Genomic DNA, 17,630 nt, shown 5'->3' with positions numbered 1-17,630 from the left:
CTCACACTGTGGTTGAAGCGGATGGGTAGGCCGCATCGACCGATGCGTGCTCATTCGATGTCATTGAAATTTAACCTTCTAACTTCAATCTAACGTTTTGTAGTGTGGAGATCGGCGATCGTGAACAGATCGCGCTTTCAACGATGAAGGGAAAAATCATGACCTTTGGGCTCAAGGCAATCCGCGTCGGCATGGCTGCGGCACTTTCGGGCACGCTCGTCTTATCCGGTGCTCTGGCCGCCCAGGCCGACGACCAAGCCCCGGCGACGGAGACAGTCTCCGTCGCGATGGTCCTGTCCGGATTCGACTCCGTCGTCGCGGAAGCGAATGGATACCAGATCGTCACGGACAGCGACGGTCAGCAGAGATCGGTCGCCGTGAGTCCCGAAGCCATCCGGTTCGAGAAGTCACTCGCGATGAGCCGGACCACCTGGGTAGAGGGCCCCTGCGGCAACTCGTGGATCAACGCCGTCAGTCGCGGCAACTCGAAGTTCATCTCCACCGGTTTCGTTGTTCCGCGGCCCGTGATCGCAAAGAACTGGACCGTGCAGGTGTGGGGATGGTCGGGCATGCCCTCGTACTGGTGGGGTGGCGCGAGCGGCTCCTCCTGGAGCAGTAGCTGGTCGTTCTCGATGTCCGGAGACGGCTTCGCGAACGTACTCCCGGGGTCCAACGTCGTCATGAACAACGGGACAGTCTGCGCGTCCGGATCGCCGGGCGAGAACTTCCACTCCTGATTGACCGAGGACGACGAGTGGGTGTCATCGCGTAGATGACACCCGCTCGTTCAATTCCGCACGAACGAGCGCAGCGCCTCGGAGTAGCCGCCGCGTCGCGGCGGGTGACAGTCGAAACGACGAACGTCGCGGGAGAGAGCTTTCGCCAATACCCGGCGGCGAGAGGGAGTTCGATGACCGTCCGCAGACCTCGCCGCCAGGCAACACGAACGTCCTCGACGGCCATCCTCTCGGCATTGTGGAAAACGGGAGCTTCTCGCCACGAACGAACGCCCTCGCCGGCGTCGAGACCGAGTGCATCCGCGAACGATCCGATGTCGGGCGCGGCCCAGAGTTCCCTGTGCTCCGCCACCGCTAGCGGGTCGAGCTCGTGAAGGCTCCGCGAATGTTCGAGGCTTTCCTTCCACAGCTTCTCCCAAGTCCCGACCAGTCGGTGGTCATCCGAGGAAACCGGTTCGCCGGGAAGTGCGGCCGGCGGCAGCGACGGTTCGGCGTTTCCCACCGCCATGTGACGCAACCACAAGAGATCGAGCAGGTTCGCGCCGTCAGACACGCGAATCGTCATGTCGTTCGGCCATTCATGAACATCGTTTCCCTCTTCGAACCGCACCGTCGCTCCTCACCGCCCGCGAAATCTTCCATCAGCACTCATAAATCTGAGACGTCAGCCGTCATGGAGCCTACCAGCTGCCCGCCGGCACCGGGCCCAGCCACCGGCCCTCGATGACTACACATGTCCGGGAATAGTTCGGGGGCGGCGGCGTTGATCTAGACTCGACAACAGAAGAACGTGCTCCGGGGTCGGTGAGAGTCCGAACCGGCGGTGACAGTCCGCGAGCGGGAGGCGAGAGCCCTCTGCTGAACCGGTGGAATTCCGGTACCGACGGTAATGCGTGCAGGCGGGAGCCTGGGCGCTCAGTCCGGATGGGAGGCGCACGTCGGCGGTCGGTGACGACCGTCGCGAACGCGGGCTTTCCGCTTCAGTGACCCCGGCACCACGTCTCGACGGCAACGAGAGACAGGACGACGCCCGGATGACCCGGACTGGAGATTGGGAAGCCGCGATGCGCACCGCGCTGCGGCTCGCCGAGGGCGGCCCGGCCACCGGCGTGAACCCGCGCGTGGGCTGCGTGATCCTCGACGCCGAGGGCCGCACGATCGCGGAGGGCTTCCACCGGGGTGCGGGCACCGCGCACGCGGAGGTCGACGCGCTCAGCAGCCTCCCCGAGGGCGGCGCGCACGGCGCGACCGCCGTCGTGACGCTGGAGCCGTGCAACCACTGGGGCCTCACCGGGCCCTGCTCGGAGGCGCTGATCGCCGCCGGGGTCGCCCGCGTCGTGTACGCGGTCGCCGACCCGGGCCGGCACTCCAGCGGAGGGGCCGAGCGACTCAGGGAGGCCGGCGTCGAGGTCGTCGGCGGCGTGCTCGCGGACGACGCGGAGCGCTTCCTCGGCGACTGGCTGACGGCCGCGCGCCTCGGCCGGCCGCACATCACGGTCAAGTGGGCCAGCACCCTCGACGGCCGCACCGCCGCCGCGGACGGCACCAGCCGGTGGATCACCGGCGCCGCCGCCCGGCAGCGCGTCCACGAGCAGCGGGAGGCCTCCGACGCGATCCTGGTCGGCACCGGCACCGTCCTGGCCGACGACCCGAGCCTGACCGCGCGCGGCGACGCCGGCGAGCTGCTCGCCACGCAGCCGACGCCCGTCGTCGTCGGGACGCGCGCCGTGCCGAAGGACGCCGCGGTGTTCCGGCACCCGCACCCCGTGATCTTCGAGGGCACCCACGATCTGCACGAGGTGGTCGCCGACCTCCACCAGCGCGGCTTCCGCCGGGTCTACGTGGAGGGCGGCCCGACCCTCGCGAGCGCGTTCGTCGCCGCGGGGCTCGTGGACGAGTACGCCATCTACCTCGCGCCGTCGCTGCTCGGCGGCCCGAAGCTCGCGCTCGGCGACATCGGCGCGGAGACCATCGGCGACCAGCGCAAGCTGCGCATCCTCGACGTCGAACGGCTCGGCGGCGATCTGTACCTGCGGGCCGTGCCCGTCCCCACCACCCACCAGGAGGCGTGAGCGTGTTCACCGGAATCATCGAAGAGCTGGGCGAGGTCGTCGCCGTCGAGCGCGACGCCGACGCGATGCGGATCACCGTGCGCGGCCCGCTCGCCGTCAGCGACGCCGGACACGGCGACTCCATCTCGGTCAGCGGCGTCTGCCTCACCGTGATCGGCCAGGACGCCGAGACGTTCACGGCCGACGTGATGGCCGAGACGCTCGCGATGAGCACGCTCGACGACGTCGCACCGGGCCGCCGGGTGAACCTGGAGCGCGCCGCGCAGGTCGGCGACCGCCTCGGCGGCCACATCGTCCAGGGCCACATCGACGGCACCGCGACCGTGCTCTCCATCGAGGACGGCAGCGCCTGGCGCGTGGTCCGGCTCAGCCTCGACCCCGCCCACGCGCCGCTCGTCGCGCGCAAGGGCTCCATCGCCATCGACGGCGTCTCGCTCACCGTGAGCGACGTCGGCGGCGGCCGCGAGGACGGCTGGTTCGAGGTCTCGCTCATCCCGGAGACCCTCGCCGCCACGACCCTCGGCGACCGCGTCCCCGGCGACCGCGTGAACATCGAGACCGACATCCTCGCCCGGCACGTCGAGCGGATGCTCGCGCTCGAGCCCGACTTCGCCGCCCGCTTCTCCCCCGACACCGAAGCAGCCACCCAGACGCTGACAGAACGGAGTGCGTCATGACGCTCGCCACCATCCCCGAGGCCCTCACCGAGCTGCGCGCCGGCCGGCCCGTCATCGTGGTCGACAACGAGAGCCGCGAGAACGAGGGCGACGTCGTCATCGCCGCCGAGCTCGCCAGCCAGGAGTGGATCGCCTGGACCGTGCGCAACTCCTCCGGCTTCATCTGCGCTCCGATGACGAACGAGATCGCCGACCGCCTCGAACTGCCGGTGATGGTCGCGAACAACGAGGACGCCCGCGGCACGAACTACACGGTCAGCGTCGACGCGGCCGACCGGCTCTCCACCGGCATCAGCGCGGCCGACCGCGCGCACACCCTGCGCGTGCTCGCCGACATCGAGTCGACGCCCGCCAGCCTCCACCGGCCCGGCCACATCATGCCGCTGCGCGCGGTGGACGGCGGTGTGCGGGAGCGCGACGGTCACACCGAGGCCGCGGTCGACCTGCTGAAGCTCGCCGGCCTCAACCCGGTCGGCGCCATCTCCGAGATCGTCGCGGACGACGGCGAGATGATGCGCCTCCCCGGGCTCCTGGAGCTCGGCGAGCGCGAAGGCGTCCTCGTGATCACCATCGAGGCCCTGATCGCGTACCTGCAGGAGTTCCACTGCGACCAGCAGCTCGCCTCTCCCGCGCCCATCCCGGAGTCGTCGCGGGTGATCTTCGAGGTCGAGACGACCGTCCCCACCACGAACGGCACCTTCCGGATGCGCGCCTACCGCGACCGGATGACCGGCGCCGACCACGTCGCCATCGTCTCCGGCGCGCCCTCCGTCGAGGGCACGCTCGTGCGGGTGCACTCGGAGTGCCTGACCGGCGAGGCGTTCGGCTCGCTCAAGTGCGAGTGCGGGCCGCAGCTCGACGCGGCGCTCGCGACCATCCAGCGGGAGGGCGGCGTCGTCGTCTACCTGCGCGGGCACGAGGGCCGCGGCATCGGCCTGATCAACAAGCTGCGCGCCTACAAGCTCCAGGAGGACGGCCTCGACACGCTCGACGCCAACCTGGCGCTGGGCCTGCCGATCGACGCGCGCGACTACGGCGCGGCGACGGCCATCCTGCAGGACCTCGGCATCGAGTCGGTGCGCCTGCTGACCAACAACCCCGAGAAGGTGCGCCAGCTGGAGGAGCACGGCATCACGGTCGAGGAGCGCGTGCCGCTCGTCGTCGGCGTCGGCGTGTTCAACGAGGGCTACCTGGAGACCAAGCGCGACCGCATGGGTCACGTGATCGCGGAGATCGAGAACGAGGAAGACGCCGCTGTCGCGGCGGAGAGGACAGCACGATGAGCGGAGCCGGAGCGCCGAACGCGGGAGAGACCATCGACGGGAGCGGCCTCCGGGTCGTCATCGTCGCCGGGACCTGGCACGAGCAGATCACGGACGGCCTGATCGCGGGCGCGACCCGGACGCTGGAGGCCGCGGGAGCGGACTACTCGCTCGTGCGCGTCCCGGGCAGCTTCGAGCTCCCCGTCGTCAGCAAGGCGGCGCTGGAGGCGGGCGCCGACGCGGTGGTCGCGCTCGGCGTGATCATCCGCGGCGGCACCCCGCACTTCGAGTACGTCTCGGCGGCGGCGACCGACGGCCTCACCCGGGTGGCGCTCGACACCGGCAAGCCCGTCGGCTTCGGCGTGCTCACGCTGGACGACGAGGCGCAGGGCATCGACCGCGCCGGCCTCCCCGGGTCCAAGGAGGACAAGGGCGAGGAGGCCGCGCACGCGGCGCTCGCGACCGCGATCGTGCTGCGGGAGCTTCGCGCCTAGCGGTCGGACGCGGCGAGGCTACGGCTTCCAGACCATCAGGACGACCACGGCGACCAGCAGCAGGCTGGCGACGCCGGAGCCGGCCGCGATGGCCGGGTAGCTCGACGTCTCGCCGCCCTGCGGGGTGTCGACGGCCTGGAGCGCCTCCGCGGCGCGGCGCATGGTCGGGACGACGAGGAACAGCGTCAGCCCGAGGGCGATCACGTACAGGACGATCGACCAGAGGATCCACGGCGTCGCGATGCTGAGGTCGTACTTCTTGTCGGCCAGCCCCATGACGCCGAAACCGAAGAAGACGACGAGCAGCGACAGCAGCGAGATCAGGTTCGTCGACTTGGCGAGCACCGCCACCTGGCCGGCGTTGCCCGCGCGCACCGCGCGCATCGCCGTCATCGGCAGGATGGCCATCGGCCCCACGATGAACACAGCGGACACGACGTGCAGGACGGCGAAGAGGGTTTCCATGCCCTCAGCCTAGCGAGCGGTGCGGGCGCCCGATTCGGCCGGGCCACGCGAGCGGCATAGGGTGAAAGGGACGCCACAAGCGTCCTGTTCCCCTCCCCGCCCGCGCGACGCCCGACCGACGCCCACGCTCTGCGGCTCCACGTCACGTCACCGGAAGTTCTCCACGCATGTCCACGACGGCCTCCGTCACCCCTCCCGTCCCCGCCAACACCCGCGGCCGCGTCATCCTCGCGAGCCTCATCGGCACCTCCATCGAGTTCTACGACTTCTACGTCTACGCCACCGCCGCGGTGCTCGTCTTCCCGTCGCTGTTCTTCACCAGCGAGGACCCGACGGCCGCGCTGCTGTCGTCGTTCGCCGTGTTCGGCGTGGCGTTCATCGCGCGGCCGGTCGGCTCCATCCTGTTCGGCCACTTCGGCGACCGGATCGGCCGCAAGGGAACGCTCGTCGGCTCGCTGCTCACGATGGGCATCGCGACGGTCCTGATCGGCTGCCTCCCCACCGCGCAGACCCCCGGCTGGGAGTTCTGGGCGCCCTTCCTGCTCGTGGTGATGCGGTTCTGCCAGGGCCTCGGGCTCGGCGGCGAGTGGAGCGGCGCCGCGCTGCTCGCCACCGAGAACGCGCCCGCGGGCAAGCGCGCGATCTACGGGACGTTCCCGCAGCTCGGCGCGCCGATCGGCTTCATCGTCGCCAACCTGCTGTTCCTGGCGCTCAGCCTCTCCATCGACGCGGAGCAGTTCGCGGCGTGGGGCTGGCGGGTGCCGTTCCTGCTGAGCGCGGTGCTCGTCATCGTCGGCCTGTACGTGCGGCTGAAGCTCGTGGAGACCCCCGCCTTCCAGAAGGTCGTGGACACCGGCGAGGTGGCGAAGCTCCCGCTGGCGCGGGTGTTCCGGACCAGCTGGCGGCAGATCGTGCTCGGCACGTTCATCATGCTGGCTACCTACGTGCTGTTCTACCTGATGACGGCCTTCACGCTGACCTACGGGACGACGGCCGCGACCCCGGAGGCCGCGCGGGCCGCCGCTGAGAAGGCCGGCAAGACGTTCTCGGCCGCCGGCTTCGTGCCGGGGCTCGGGTACGCGCGCAACGACTTCCTGGTCATGCTCATCATCGGTGTGGTGTTCTTCGGTGTCTTCACGCTCGTCGCGGGCCCGCTCGCCGAGCGCTTCGGCCGCCGGAAGACGCTGATCTGGGTGACCCTCGGGATCATCTTGTTCGGGCTGCTGTTCGTTCCGCTGTTCGCCGGCGGCATCGTGGGGACGATGGCGCTGCTCATCGTCGGCTTCACGCTCATGGGGCTCACCTTCGGGCCGATGGGCGCGGAGCTGCCGGAGCTGTTCCCGACGAACGTCCGGTACACGGGCTCCGCCATCGCATACAACCTGGCCAGCGTGCTCGGCGCCGCGGTCGCCCCGACCATCGCGGTGTGGCTGTGGACGATCGGCGGCGGCAGCACGGTGTGGGTGGGCGTCTACCTGTCCGGGGCGGGCGTGCTGACGCTGATCGCGTTGCTGCTCTCGAAGGAGACCCGCGACATCGACTTCACCGACAACGTGAGCTGACCCGGTTCAAAGCTATCGAGGGGCACGTCGTTGTCACTTTTCGCGAGCGAAAGTGACAACGACGTGCCCTTCGCGCGTGGTCAGTCGAGGAAGAGGGCGCGGAGGCGGCGGGTGGTCAGGATGAGGCCGAGCACGATCATCACCGCGAAATACAGGACGTGCCACAGCATCCCGGCGTCGACGGCGCCGGTCGTGAGGCCGCGGACCAGCTCCACGCCGTGCCAGAGCGGGAGGGCCATGATGATCGACTGGATCCAGGCCGGGTAGACGGTGATCGGGTAGAAGGTCGCCGACAGCAGGAACATCGGCAGCAGGATGAAGTTGATCCAGTCCATCTGCTGGAACGTCTTCATGTAACTGGTGATGCCCATCCCGAAGCTGGCGAAGCCGAACGCGATCAGCAGCACCGCCGGCAGAGCGAGCAGCGCCCACCAGGACAGGTTCAAGCCGAGCACCTGCATCACGATCTGGAAGCCGACCGCGTACAGCGCGCCACGCAGCAGCGCGAGCAGGATCTCGCCGAGCGCCACGTCCAGCGGACCGAGGGAGGTCGACAGCATCCCCTCGTACAGCTTGGCGAACTGCATCTTGAAGAACACGTTCCAGGTGGAGTCGTACACCGCCCCGTTCATCGCCGCCGTCGCCAGGAGCGCCGGAGCGATGAAGGCCGCGTACGGCACCTGCTGGCCGTCGGCGGTCGTGACCTCCCCGACCAGACGGCCGAAGCCGATGCCGAGCGAGAGCAGGTAGAAGATCGGCTCGAAGAAGCCGGAGACGATGACCAGCCAGTTCGTGCTGCGCGTGGCCGACCAGCCGCGCTGCATCACGGAGCGGGCGTTGCCGGCGTAGAGCGCGCGCAGCGGCCGCGGCCGGGAGGCGGTCTCGACGAACGGGTCGCGGGTGGTGGTCACTTGTTCAGCCTCCGTCGCGCGATCCGGCGCGCCCACCGCCAGAACACGACGAACAGCGCCGCGAGGTAGAGGACGTGCACGAACGTGAGCCAGAGCGGCTCGGCGTAGCCGTACGCGAACACGCGGGCGAGCTCGGTGGAGTGCCAGAGCGGCGAGATCCAGCCGATCCACTGCAGGTAGACCGGCATCGAGGCCAGCGGGAAGAACGTGCCGGAGAACAGCGTCATCGGCAGCAGCACGAACCGCATCAGCATCGCGATCTGGCCGGTATCCTGCTCCAGCGTCGAGACGTACGCCATCACCGGGGCTCCGAACGCCAGGCCGCCGAGCGTCGCGACCGGGATGGCGAGCCAGCCCCACGGGCTCGGCACCGCCCCGAACAGCAGCATGAACAGGTAGTAGACGATGCCCGTGCCGAGCAACCGCGCCACCACCGAGATGACGACGCCGTCGATGATCTGCCCCGGAGCGATCGGGGAGGCGCTGATGCCGGTGAACGTCGGATTCCACTTGAACCCGAGGAAGATCGGGTAGGTGAACTCCTCGCTCGCGACGGTGACGCCGGCCGTACACAGCAGCGCGGGCGCGACGAACGCCAGGTAGCTCACGCCGTTCACCGCGGTGGGACCCATGTGGGCGCTCACCAGGCTCCCGAGACCGACACCCATCGCGAACAGGTAGAGGAACGGGTTGCCGAAGCCGGTGACGAGCAGGGTCTGCAGGTACGAGCGCATCACCCGGAAGCGGTGCTCGGCGACGTACCAGGCGCCGAACCGGCGCGGCCGCGCAGAGGCGGCGAGCGCGGCCCGCGTGCCCTCGTCCACGGGCGTGGCGGTGCTCATTCGATCAGGCTCCGCCCGGTGAGCCGCAGGAAGACGTCCTCCAGGCTCGACCGGCGCACCAGGCTGGTGAGCGGGTGGAGGCCGCGCTCGGTCAGGCGGGCGAGCTCGGCCTCCCCGTCGTCGGTGTAGACCAGGATGCGGTCGGGCAGCACCTCGACGCGTTCGCCGACGCCGTCCAGCCGCGGCGCGACCTCGGCGTTGCGCTCGGAGCCGAAGCGGACCTCCAGCACCTCCCGCGTCGAGTACTGCCGGATGAGGGACGCCGGGGTCCCCTCGGCCATGATCGTGCCCTTGTCGACCACGACGAGGCGGTCGCAGAGCTGCTCGGCCTCGTCCATGTAGTGCGTGGTGAGCACCAGGGTCGTGCCCTGCTCCTTGAGCCGGAACAGCCGGTCCCAGAGGATGTGCCTGGCCTGCGGATCGAGGCCGGTGGTCGGCTCGTCCAGCAGCAGGATGCGCGGGTCGTTGATCAGCGCACGCGCGATGGTGAGCCGCCGCTTCATGCCGCCGGAGAGGTCGTCCACCTTCGCCTTGGCCTTGTCCTCCAGCTGCGCGAACGCCAGCAGTTCGTCCGCGCGCTGCCGCACCCGCGCCGACGGGAGGCCGAAGTAGCGGCCGTAGACGATGAGGTTGTCGCGCACTCGTAGCTCGGTGTCGAGGTTGTCGGACTGCGGCACCACCCCGAGCTGCGAACGGATCTCCGGACCGTACCGGTCGGGGTCGAGCCCGAGGATGCTCAGCTCGCCCGCCGTTCGAGTGGAGACCGCGCCGATCATCCGCATGGTCGTCGACTTGCCTGCGCCGTTCGGTCCGAGGAGACCGAACGACTCCCCCGCCTCGACCTCGAAGCTGATGCCGTCGACCGCGGGGAAGTCCTTGTACTTCTTGACCAGGTCGGCGGCGGTGATGACGGACGTCGGCATAGTTCAGCACTGTAGTCCGGGCCACGGACATTCCCGCAGTGTCAGCAAACCGGCAGCCCGCAGGAAGTACGGTCGAAGCAGCATCCCGAACTCCTTTCGAAGGACCCCCATGAGCACCGACACCACCGCCGCTCCACGCCGCCGTTCGCCCTTCGCACGGCGGGAGGCGGACAGCGGACCGCGCGCGCGGTTCAGCCAGCTCCTCCCCTACCTGCTGGAGCACCGCGGCGTGCTCTCGTTCGTCGTCGTGCTGAGCGTGCTCGGCGCCGCCGCGAGCCTCGCCCAGCCGCTGCTGGTCAGCCAGGTCATCACGATCGTCGGCAAGGGCGAGCCGCTGAACGGGATCGTGTGGGGGCTCGTCGCGCTCGTCGTGGTCTCCGCGCTCATCTCGGGCTACCAGCACTACCTCCTGCAGCGCACCGGCGAGGGCGTCGTGCTGTCGTCGCGCCGCAAGCTGGTGGCGCGGATGCTGCGGCTGCCGATCAGCGAGTTCGACACCCGCCGCACCGGTGACCTGGTGTCGCGCGTCGGCTCGGACACCACGCTGCTGCGGGCGGTGCTGACCCAGGGACTCGTGGAGGCCATCGGCGGCGCGCTGACGTTCGTCGGCGCGCTCATCGCCATGCTCATCATCGACCCGGTACTGCTCGGGCTGACCGTGCTCGTGGTCGCCGTCTCGATCGTCGTGGTCACGCTGCTGTCCGGCCGCATCCGCGTCGCCAGCCAGAAGGCGCAGACCAAGGTCGGCGACCTCGCCGCCGCGGTGGAGCGCGCGATCAGCTCGGTGCGGACCATCCGTGCGGCGAACGCGACCGACCGTGAGATCGCGGCGGTGGATGACGACGCGACGGGAGCCTGGAAGATGGGCATCCAGGTCGCCAAGATCTCGGCACTCGTCGTGCCGGTCGCGGGAATCGCGATGCAGGTGTCGTTCCTGGTCGTGCTCGGCGTCGGCGGCTTCCGGGTCGCCAGCGGTGCGATCACCGTGGCGAACCTGGTGGCGTTCATCCTCTTCCTGTTCATGATGATCCTGCCGCTCGGCCAGGCGTTCGGCGCGATCACCGCGGTCAACTCGGCGCTCGGCGCGCTCGGGCGCATCCAGGAGATCCTCGACCTCCCCACCGAGGACCAGCACGACCGCGAGATCGCGCCGCTCGGGATGACCGTCGGCGCCGCGAACGAGGGGCTCGCGCCGCACGCGCCGGCGATCGAGTTCGTGGACGTGCAGTTCGCCTACCCGTCCTCGCCGGAGCGCGACGAGCCGTCCGTCGTCGCGGCCGCGCCTGCCGACGCCGAGCGCGTCGCCCTCGCGGCGTTCGGCGGCGTCGACGTTGTGGCGGAAGCGGAGGCCGCGGCCGGGCTCGGCGCCGACGCCCCGGCCGCGACGCACGGCGGGGTGCTGCACGGCGTCAGCTTCACGGTGCCGCGCGGCAAGCGCACGGCGCTGGTCGGGCCGTCCGGCGCGGGCAAGTCGACCATCCTCGCGCTGATCGAGCGGTTCTACGACCCGGAGGCCGGACAGGTGCGCTTCGGCGGGATGGACATCCGCACGCTCGACCGCGTCGCCCTGCGCTCCAACATCGGCTACGTCGAGCAGGACGCTCCGGTGCTCGCCGGCTCGCTGCGCGACAACCTGCGGCTCGCGACGCCGGACGCGACCGAGGAGCAGTGCATCGACGTCCTCCACGCCGTCAACCTCACCGAGGTGCTGGAGCGCAGCGACCTCGGCCTGGACGCGCCGGTCGGCGAGGACGGCATCATGCTCTCCGGCGGCGAGCGTCAGCGGCTCGCGATCGCGCGTGCGCTGCTCGCCGCTCCCCGTCCTGCTGCTGGACGAGTCGACCTCAAGCCTCGACGGCCGCAACGAGCAGCTCATGCGGGAGGCCATCGACGCCGTCGCCGAGGACCGCACCCTCCTCGTCATCGCGCACCGGCTCTCCACCGTCGTCGACAGCGACCAGATCGTCGTCCTCGACCACGGCCGCGTCGTCGGAGTGGGAACCCACTCCGAGCTCGTCGCCAGCACCCCCTCTACCGCGACCTCGCCAAGCACCAGCTCCTCGTCTAACGAACAATCGCTCCCGGACTTATGTACGCGACACGCCGGTCGCAGGCGTACACAAGTCCGGAAGCGATTGTGAGGTTACGCGTGGAGGTGGTAGCGGAGGGAGGCGAGCTCGGCGTTCAGCGCCGGGGGGACGCGGGTGCCGAACTGCGCGAAGAACTGCTCGGTGAGGTCGCACTCGGCGAGCCAGCTCTCGGTGTCGACCTCGAAGAGCTCGGCGACGTCCTCGGCCGGGATGTCCAGGCCGTCGAGGTCGAGGTCCTCGACCAGCGGGAGGCGGCCGATCGGCGTCGACGCGGCGCCGGCCGTGCCCTCCACCCGGCGGGCGATCCACTCGATGACGCGCGAGTTCTCGCCGAAACCGGGCCACAGGAACCGGCCGTCGTCGCCCTTGCGGAACCAGTTCACCTGGAACACCGCGGGAGCCTTCGAGCCGAGCTTCTCGCCCACCTCGAGCCAGTGGCCCCAGTAGTCCGCCATGTTGTAGCCGCAGAACGGCAGCATGGCGAACGGGTCGCGGCGCAGCTCGCCGACCGTGCCCTCGGCCGCCGCGGTCTTCTCGGAGGAGATGGTCGCGCCGATGAAGACGCCGTGCTTCCAGTCCCGGGCCTGCGCCACGAGCGGCACGTTGGTGGCGCGGCGGCCGCCGAACAGGATGGCGTCGATCGGCACGCCGTCGACCGCGTCCCAGTCGTCCGCGATGGTCGGGCACTGGGCCGCCGCCACCGTGAAGCGCGAGTTCGGGTGCGCCGCGGGGCGACCGCTCCCGGGCGTCCAGTCGTTGCCCTGCCAGTCGATCAGGTGCGCGGGCGGCGTCTCGGTGAGACCCTCCCACCACACGTCGCCGTCGTCGCGCAGCGCCACGTTGGTGAAGATCGTGTTGCCCCACAGGGTCTCCACGGCCGTCTTGTTGGTCAGCTCGCCCGTCCCCGGCGCGACGCCGAAGAAGCCCGCCTCGGGGTTGATGGCGCGAAGCCTCCCGTCAGCGCCCTGCCGGAGCCAGGCGATGTCGTCTCCGATGGTCTCCACGTTCCAGCCGGGGATGGTGGGCTTGAGCATGGCGAGGTTCGTCTTGCCGCACGCGGACGGGAACGCCGCCGCGAAGTGGAACGCGCGGCCCTCCGGCGAGGTGACCTTGACGAGCAGCATGTGCTCGGCCAGCCAGCCCTCGTCGCGCGCCATCGCCGACGCGATCCGCAGCGCGAAGCACTTCTTGGCCAGGATGGCGTTGCCCCCGTAGCCGGAGCCGTAGGACCAGACCTCGCGGGTCTCCGGGAACTGGACGATGTACTTGGTGGTGTTGCACGGCCAGGTCACGTCGTCGTGGCGCGCCCCGTCGTCGTCGATCAGCGGCGCGCCGACGCTGTGCACGGTCGGCACCCAGGGCTGCCCGGCGTCGATGAGGTCGAGCACCTGGCTGGTCACGCGGGTCATCAGCCCCATGCTGACGGCGACGTAGGCGGAGTCGGTCAGCTCGACGCCGACCTGCGAGATCGGGCCGCCCAGCGGTCCCATCGAGAACGGGACGACGTACATCGTGCGGCCGCGCATGCTGCCGGCGAAGACCCCGCGCAGCTCGGCGCGCATGGCCTCCGGCTCGCGCCAGTTGTTGGTCGGGCCGGCGTCCTCCTCGTTGAGGGAGCAGATGAAGGTGCGGTCCTCGACGCGGGCGACGTCGCCCGGGTCGGTACGCGCCAGGAAGCTGTTCGGGCGCCACTCCGGGTTCAGCCGGATGAGCTTGCCCTCGGCGACGAGCTGCTTGGTCAGCCGGTCGGCCTCCCCCGGTGTGCCGTCGCACCAGACGATGCTCTCGGGCTCGGCGAGCTCGGCGATCTCGGCGACCCAGGCGCGGAGGCCGGCGAGGCCGGTCGGGCGGGTCGGTTCGGTGGCAGGCGACTGTGTGGCAGGCGTTCGATGTGCGGCCGGGGTGGAGGCCGCCGGGTACGCGTGCGTCTCGTGGTCGGCGTCGGCGTCGTGTGCCTGGTCGGTCAGCGGGAGCTCGGCGATGGACATTCCGTCGTCCTCTCGGTTGGAAAGATCGGGTCGTGAATCCAGGATCGAGCAGGATTCAGGGTCGCGGGTGAAAATCTGCCCGTAAAGAATCGTGATTCTTTCGCTATTGTGAAGGGATGGACTCCCTCGCCACCGAAGCGGCGACCGCCGACGTCGCCACCCTCGGGCACCGCATCCGGCACTTCCGCACACAGCGCGGCCTGACCCTGGACGAGCTCGGCGCCGCCGCCGGGGTCGCCGCCAGTCAGCTCTCGCTGATCGAGAACGGCAAGCGCGAGCCGCGCGTCTCCCTGCTCGGCACGCTGGCCGCCGCGCTCGGCGTCCCGCTCGCCGAGCTGCTGTCCGCCGAGCCGCCGGACGAGCGTGCAGCGCTGGAGATCGAGCTCTCCCGCGCCCAGAAGGGCTCGCTGTACGGTTCGCTCGGCCTCCCCGCCGTCAAGCCGACCAAGGGCACGCCGACCGAGACACTGCAGGCCCTGGTCGGCCTGCACCGCGAGCTCGCCCGTCGTGCCAGCGAGGCGATCGCGACGCCCGAGGAGGCCAGGAGGGCGAACACCGAGCTCCGCGAGCGGATGCGCAGGCAGGACAACTACATCCCGGAGATCGAGCGGCTCGCGGAGGAGCAGGTGCGCGCCTCAGGCCACGTCCGCGGCGCGCTCACGCACCGCGAGGTGAGCGTGATGGCCGAGAAGCTCGGCTTCGAGCTCATCTACGTGGACGACCTCCCGCGCTCCACCCGCTCGATCACCGACCTGGAGAACGGCCGCATCTACCTGCCGCCCGCCTCCATCCCGGGCGGCCACGGCCTCCGCTCGATGGCGCTGCAGGCGATGGCGCACCGGCTGCTCGGCCACGAGCGCCCGGCGAGCTACGCGGACTTCCTGCGGCAGCGGCTGGAGATCAACTACTTCGCGGCGTGCGCGCTGATGCCGGAGGCCGCCGCCGTGGCGTTCCTCCAGCAGGCGAAGAAGGAGAAGGACGTCGCCGTCGAGGACTTCCGCGACGCGTTCGGCGTCACCCACGAGGCGGCGGCGCTCCGCCTGACCAACCTGGCCACGCGGCACCTGGACATGCCCCTGCACTTCCTGCGCGTCGGCGACGACGGCACACTCTACAAGGGCTACGAGAACGACGGACTGCCCCTCCCGACCGACGTCACCGGGTCGATCGAGGGCCAGACGGTCTGCCGCAAGTGGGGCGCCCGCAACGCGTTCGCGCGCACGAACCGCACCACGGAGTTCTACCAGTACACCGACACTCCGGCCGGGACGTACTGGTGCTCGACGCAGACCGGGACCACGGCGGACGGCGGCTTCTCGATCAGCGTCGGCGTGCCGTTCGACCAGGCCAAGTGGTTCCGCGGCCGGGAGACGACGGCGCGCGCCGAGTCCCGCTGCCCGGACGAGTCGTGCTGCAAGCGGCCGGCGACGGAGCTGACCGGACACTGGGCGGGCAAGGCGTGGCCGAGCGCGCGCCTGCACGCGCACATCCTGTCGCCGCTGCCGTCGGGGTCGTTCCCCGGGGTGGACGATTCGGATGTGTATACGTTCCTGGAGGCGCACTCCGGGATCTGATCGGCTACTTCGGCTGCATCCGGATCGCCCCGTCCAGCCGGATGGTCTCCCCGTTGAGCATCGGGTTCTCCACGATCGACCGCACGAGCTGCGCGTACTCCGCCGGCCGGCCGAGCCGCGACGGGTGCGGCACCTGGGCGGCCAGCGAGTCCTGCGCGGCCTGCGGGAGACCGGCCATCATCGGCGTCTCGAAGATTCCGGGCGCGATGGTGACGACGCGGATCAGGCTGCGGGCGAACTCACGGGCGAGCGGCAGCGTCATCGCGGCGACGCCGCCCTTCGACGCCGAGTAGGCGGGCTGGCCGATCTGGCCGTCGAACGCGGCGACGGAGGCGGTGTTGACGATGACGCCGCGCTCCTGGCCGCCGGGGACGTCATCGCCGAGCGGCTCGGTCTCCGCCATCGCGGCGGCGGCGAGGCGCACCACGTTGAACGTGCCGATCAGGTTGACCCGGATGACGCGCTCGAAGCTCTCCAGCGGGAGGACGCCGTCGCGGCCCAGCACCTTCTGGGCGGTGGCGATGCCGGCGCAGTTCACCACGACCCGCAGGGGGCCGAGGGAGCCCGCGGTGTCCACGGCGGCCTGCACCTGCTCCTCGTCCGTGACGTCCGCGGCGACGAACCGGGCGTGCGGGCCGAGCGCGACGGCGGCCTTCTCGCCCTCCGAGCTGGGCAGGTCCAGGATGACGACGCGCGCGCCGGCCTCCGTGAGCGCCCGGGCGGTGGCGTTGCCGAGGCCGCTGGCGCCGCCGGTGACGAGCGCCGAACATCCGTCGATCTGCATGGGTGGTCCTTTCGAGGGAGAGAGGGAGTGGTGGGGCTACAGGCGTTCGATGAGGGTGGCGTTGGCGGTGCCGCCGCCCTCGCACATGGTCTGGAGGCCGAAGCGGCCGCCGGAGGCCTCCAGCTCGTTCAGGAGGGTGCCGAGCAGGCGCGTCCCGGACGAGCCGAGTGCGTGGCCCAGCGCGATCGCGCCGCCGCGCGGGTTCATCCGCGCCGGGTCGGCGCCGAACTCGCGCAGCCACAGCAGCGGCACCGGCGCGAACGCCTCGTTGACCTCGTACGCGGCGATGTCGTCCAGCGCGACCCCGCTGCGGTCGAGGAGCTTGCGGGTCGCGGGGAGGATGCCGGTGAGCATGAACAGCGGGTCGCTGCCTGCCACGGCGAACGAGTGGAAGCGGGCGCGCGGTCGCAGCCCCAGCCGCGCCGCGGCCTCCGCGCTCATGATCAGCGCGGCCGAGGCGCCGTCGGTCAGCGGCGACGAGTTGCCCGGCGTGATCCGCCAGTCCAGCTGCGGGAACCGCTGCGCGAGCCGGTCGGTGCGGAAGGACGGCGCCAGCGCCGCCAGCTTCTCCGCGGTCGTCCCCCGCCGGATGGTCTCGTCCGCCACGACGCTCCCGCTGTCCGGCGTCGGCACGGGCACGAGCTCGCCCTCGAACGCGCCGGAGGCCGCCGCCTCCGCCGCGCGCCGGTGCGACTCGGCGGCGAACGCGTCGAGCTCCTCGCGGGGAACCCCCAGCGCTCGGCGATCAGCTCCGCCGCGACGCCCTGGTTCACCAGTCCCTCGGGGTAGCGCGCATGCAGCAGCTCGCCGCCGATCGACGCGCCGCCGAGGTTGGAGCCCATCGGCGACCGGCTCATCGACTCCACCCCGCAGGCGATCGCGATGTCGTAGGCGCCCGCGATCACGCCCTGCGCGGCGAACGCGGCGGCCTGCTGGCTGGAGCCGCACTGCCGGTCGATCGTGACGCCGGGGACGCTCTCCGGGAATCCCGCGCTCAGCAGCGCGGTGCGCGCGATGTTGCCCGCCTGCTCCCCCGACTGCGTCACGCAGCCGGCGATGACGTCATCGACGAGCGCGGGATCGACGCCGTTGCGGTGCACAACCTCGGCCAGCACGCCGGCGAGCAGGTCGGCCGGGTGGATGTCGGAGAGCTCGCCGCCGGGTTTGCCGCGCCCGGAGGGCGTGCGGACGACGTCGACGATGACGGCTTCGGTGGCCATGTTGGTGCGCTCCTCGGCTCGGTGGCAGG

At 70.6% G+C, this 17,630-nt stretch carries 13 protein-coding genes, 2 pseudogenes and 1 riboswitch; of the genes and pseudogenes, 8 read left to right on the top strand and 7 right to left on the bottom strand.

Features of this window, described 5'->3' with window-relative positions; translation table 11 throughout:
- Nucleotides 1-104: 104 nt before the first annotated feature.
- The 5 genes from ACQ86L_RS18285 (at nucleotide 105) to ribH (ending at nucleotide 5,242) form a co-directional block, all read left to right on the top strand.
- Nucleotides 105-737, top strand: coding sequence for a hypothetical protein (locus tag ACQ86L_RS18285; RefSeq protein WP_434316663.1), 633 nt, complete (start codon nucleotides 105-107; stop codon nucleotides 735-737).
- Nucleotides 738-1,524: 787 nt separating this feature from the next.
- Nucleotides 1,525-1,677, top strand: a riboswitch (FMN riboswitch).
- 124 nt (nucleotides 1,678-1,801) lie between these two features.
- On the top strand, nucleotides 1,802-2,809 hold the full coding sequence (ribD, locus tag ACQ86L_RS18280; protein ID WP_434316662.1) for a bifunctional diaminohydroxyphosphoribosylaminopyrimidine deaminase/5-amino-6-(5-phosphoribosylamino)uracil reductase RibD: 1,008 nt from the start codon (nucleotides 1,802-1,804) through the stop codon (nucleotides 2,807-2,809).
- 2 nt (nucleotides 2,810-2,811) lie between these two features.
- A complete protein-coding gene (locus ACQ86L_RS18275; RefSeq protein WP_345837332.1) occupies nucleotides 2,812-3,486 on the top strand; it encodes a riboflavin synthase in 675 nt (224 codons plus the stop codon).
- Nucleotides 3,483-4,769: a GTP cyclohydrolase II gene (ribA, locus tag ACQ86L_RS18270; RefSeq protein WP_434316661.1), complete on the top strand. Its 1,287-nt coding sequence runs from the start codon at nucleotides 3,483-3,485 to the stop codon at nucleotides 4,767-4,769. The genes ACQ86L_RS18275 and ribA overlap by 4 nt, the downstream gene beginning before the upstream one ends.
- Complete coding sequence (ribH, locus tag ACQ86L_RS18265) at nucleotides 4,766-5,242, top strand: 6,7-dimethyl-8-ribityllumazine synthase (protein ID WP_434316660.1); 477 nt, start codon at nucleotides 4,766-4,768, stop codon at nucleotides 5,240-5,242. Before ribA ends, ribH begins: the two co-directional genes overlap by 4 nt.
- Nucleotides 5,243-5,260: 18 nt before the next feature.
- Here the strand turns inward: ribH and ACQ86L_RS18260 are convergent, their stop codons facing one another.
- The gene (locus ACQ86L_RS18260; protein ID WP_434316659.1) at nucleotides 5,261-5,707 is read right to left on the bottom strand and encodes a DUF2269 family protein; all 447 of its coding nucleotides are present in this window, start codon (nucleotides 5,705-5,707) and stop codon (nucleotides 5,261-5,263) included.
- Nucleotides 5,708-5,874: 167 nt separating this feature from the next.
- Here ACQ86L_RS18260 and ACQ86L_RS18255 point away from each other — a divergent pair, with 167 nt between their 5' ends.
- A complete protein-coding gene (locus ACQ86L_RS18255; protein ID WP_434316658.1) occupies nucleotides 5,875-7,269 on the top strand; it encodes an MFS transporter in 1,395 nt (464 codons plus the stop codon).
- An 80-nt stretch (nucleotides 7,270-7,349) separates the two neighbouring features.
- Here ACQ86L_RS18255 and ACQ86L_RS18250 read toward each other — a convergent pair whose 3' ends face one another.
- From ACQ86L_RS18250 to ACQ86L_RS18240, 3 genes are read right to left on the bottom strand one after another with little or no spacing between them, the layout of a single operon-like run.
- Nucleotides 7,350-8,180, bottom strand: coding sequence for an ABC transporter permease (locus ACQ86L_RS18250; protein WP_434316657.1), 831 nt, complete (start codon nucleotides 8,178-8,180; stop codon nucleotides 7,350-7,352).
- Complete coding sequence (locus ACQ86L_RS18245) at nucleotides 8,177-9,022, bottom strand: ABC transporter permease (RefSeq protein WP_434316656.1); 846 nt, start codon at nucleotides 9,020-9,022, stop codon at nucleotides 8,177-8,179. The genes ACQ86L_RS18250 and ACQ86L_RS18245 overlap by 4 nt, the downstream gene beginning before the upstream one ends.
- Nucleotides 9,019-9,945, bottom strand: a complete 927-nt coding sequence (locus tag ACQ86L_RS18240) for an ABC transporter ATP-binding protein (protein WP_434316655.1) — start codon at nucleotides 9,943-9,945, stop codon at nucleotides 9,019-9,021. The genes ACQ86L_RS18245 and ACQ86L_RS18240 overlap by 4 nt, the downstream gene beginning before the upstream one ends.
- A 109-nt stretch (nucleotides 9,946-10,054) precedes the next feature.
- Between ACQ86L_RS18240 and ACQ86L_RS18235 the strand changes: the two are divergent.
- Nucleotides 10,055-12,013: pseudogene (locus ACQ86L_RS18235) on the top strand (ABC transporter transmembrane domain-containing protein).
- A gap of 75 nt (nucleotides 12,014-12,088) precedes the next feature.
- On the opposite strand, the gene ACQ86L_RS18230 reads toward ACQ86L_RS18235, so the two are convergent.
- Entirely contained in the window at nucleotides 12,089-14,023 is a 1,935-nt protein-coding gene (locus ACQ86L_RS18230) for a phosphoenolpyruvate carboxykinase (GTP) (protein ID WP_434316654.1), read from the bottom strand.
- A gap of 116 nt (nucleotides 14,024-14,139) precedes the next feature.
- Here ACQ86L_RS18230 and ACQ86L_RS18225 point away from each other — a divergent pair, with 116 nt between their 5' ends.
- Nucleotides 14,140-15,597, top strand: coding sequence for a helix-turn-helix domain-containing protein (locus ACQ86L_RS18225; RefSeq protein ID WP_434316653.1), 1,458 nt, complete (start codon nucleotides 14,140-14,142; stop codon nucleotides 15,595-15,597).
- 4 nt (nucleotides 15,598-15,601) lie between these two features.
- Here ACQ86L_RS18225 and ACQ86L_RS18220 read toward each other — a convergent pair whose 3' ends face one another.
- Nucleotides 15,602-16,381, bottom strand: a complete 780-nt coding sequence (locus ACQ86L_RS18220) for a 3-hydroxyacyl-CoA dehydrogenase (RefSeq protein WP_434316652.1) — start codon at nucleotides 16,379-16,381, stop codon at nucleotides 15,602-15,604.
- A gap of 36 nt (nucleotides 16,382-16,417) precedes the next feature.
- Nucleotides 16,418-17,601 (bottom strand): annotated as a pseudogene (locus tag ACQ86L_RS18215) (thiolase family protein).
- Nucleotides 17,602-17,630 lie beyond the last annotated feature (29 nt).

This window comes from Leifsonia sp. P73 (genome assembly GCF_051059105.1).
GTDB lineage: Bacteria > Actinomycetota > Actinomycetes > Actinomycetales > Microbacteriaceae > Leifsonia.
Note: the sequence above shows the minus strand (reverse complement) of the source record. Positions and strands in the feature narration are given on the sequence as shown.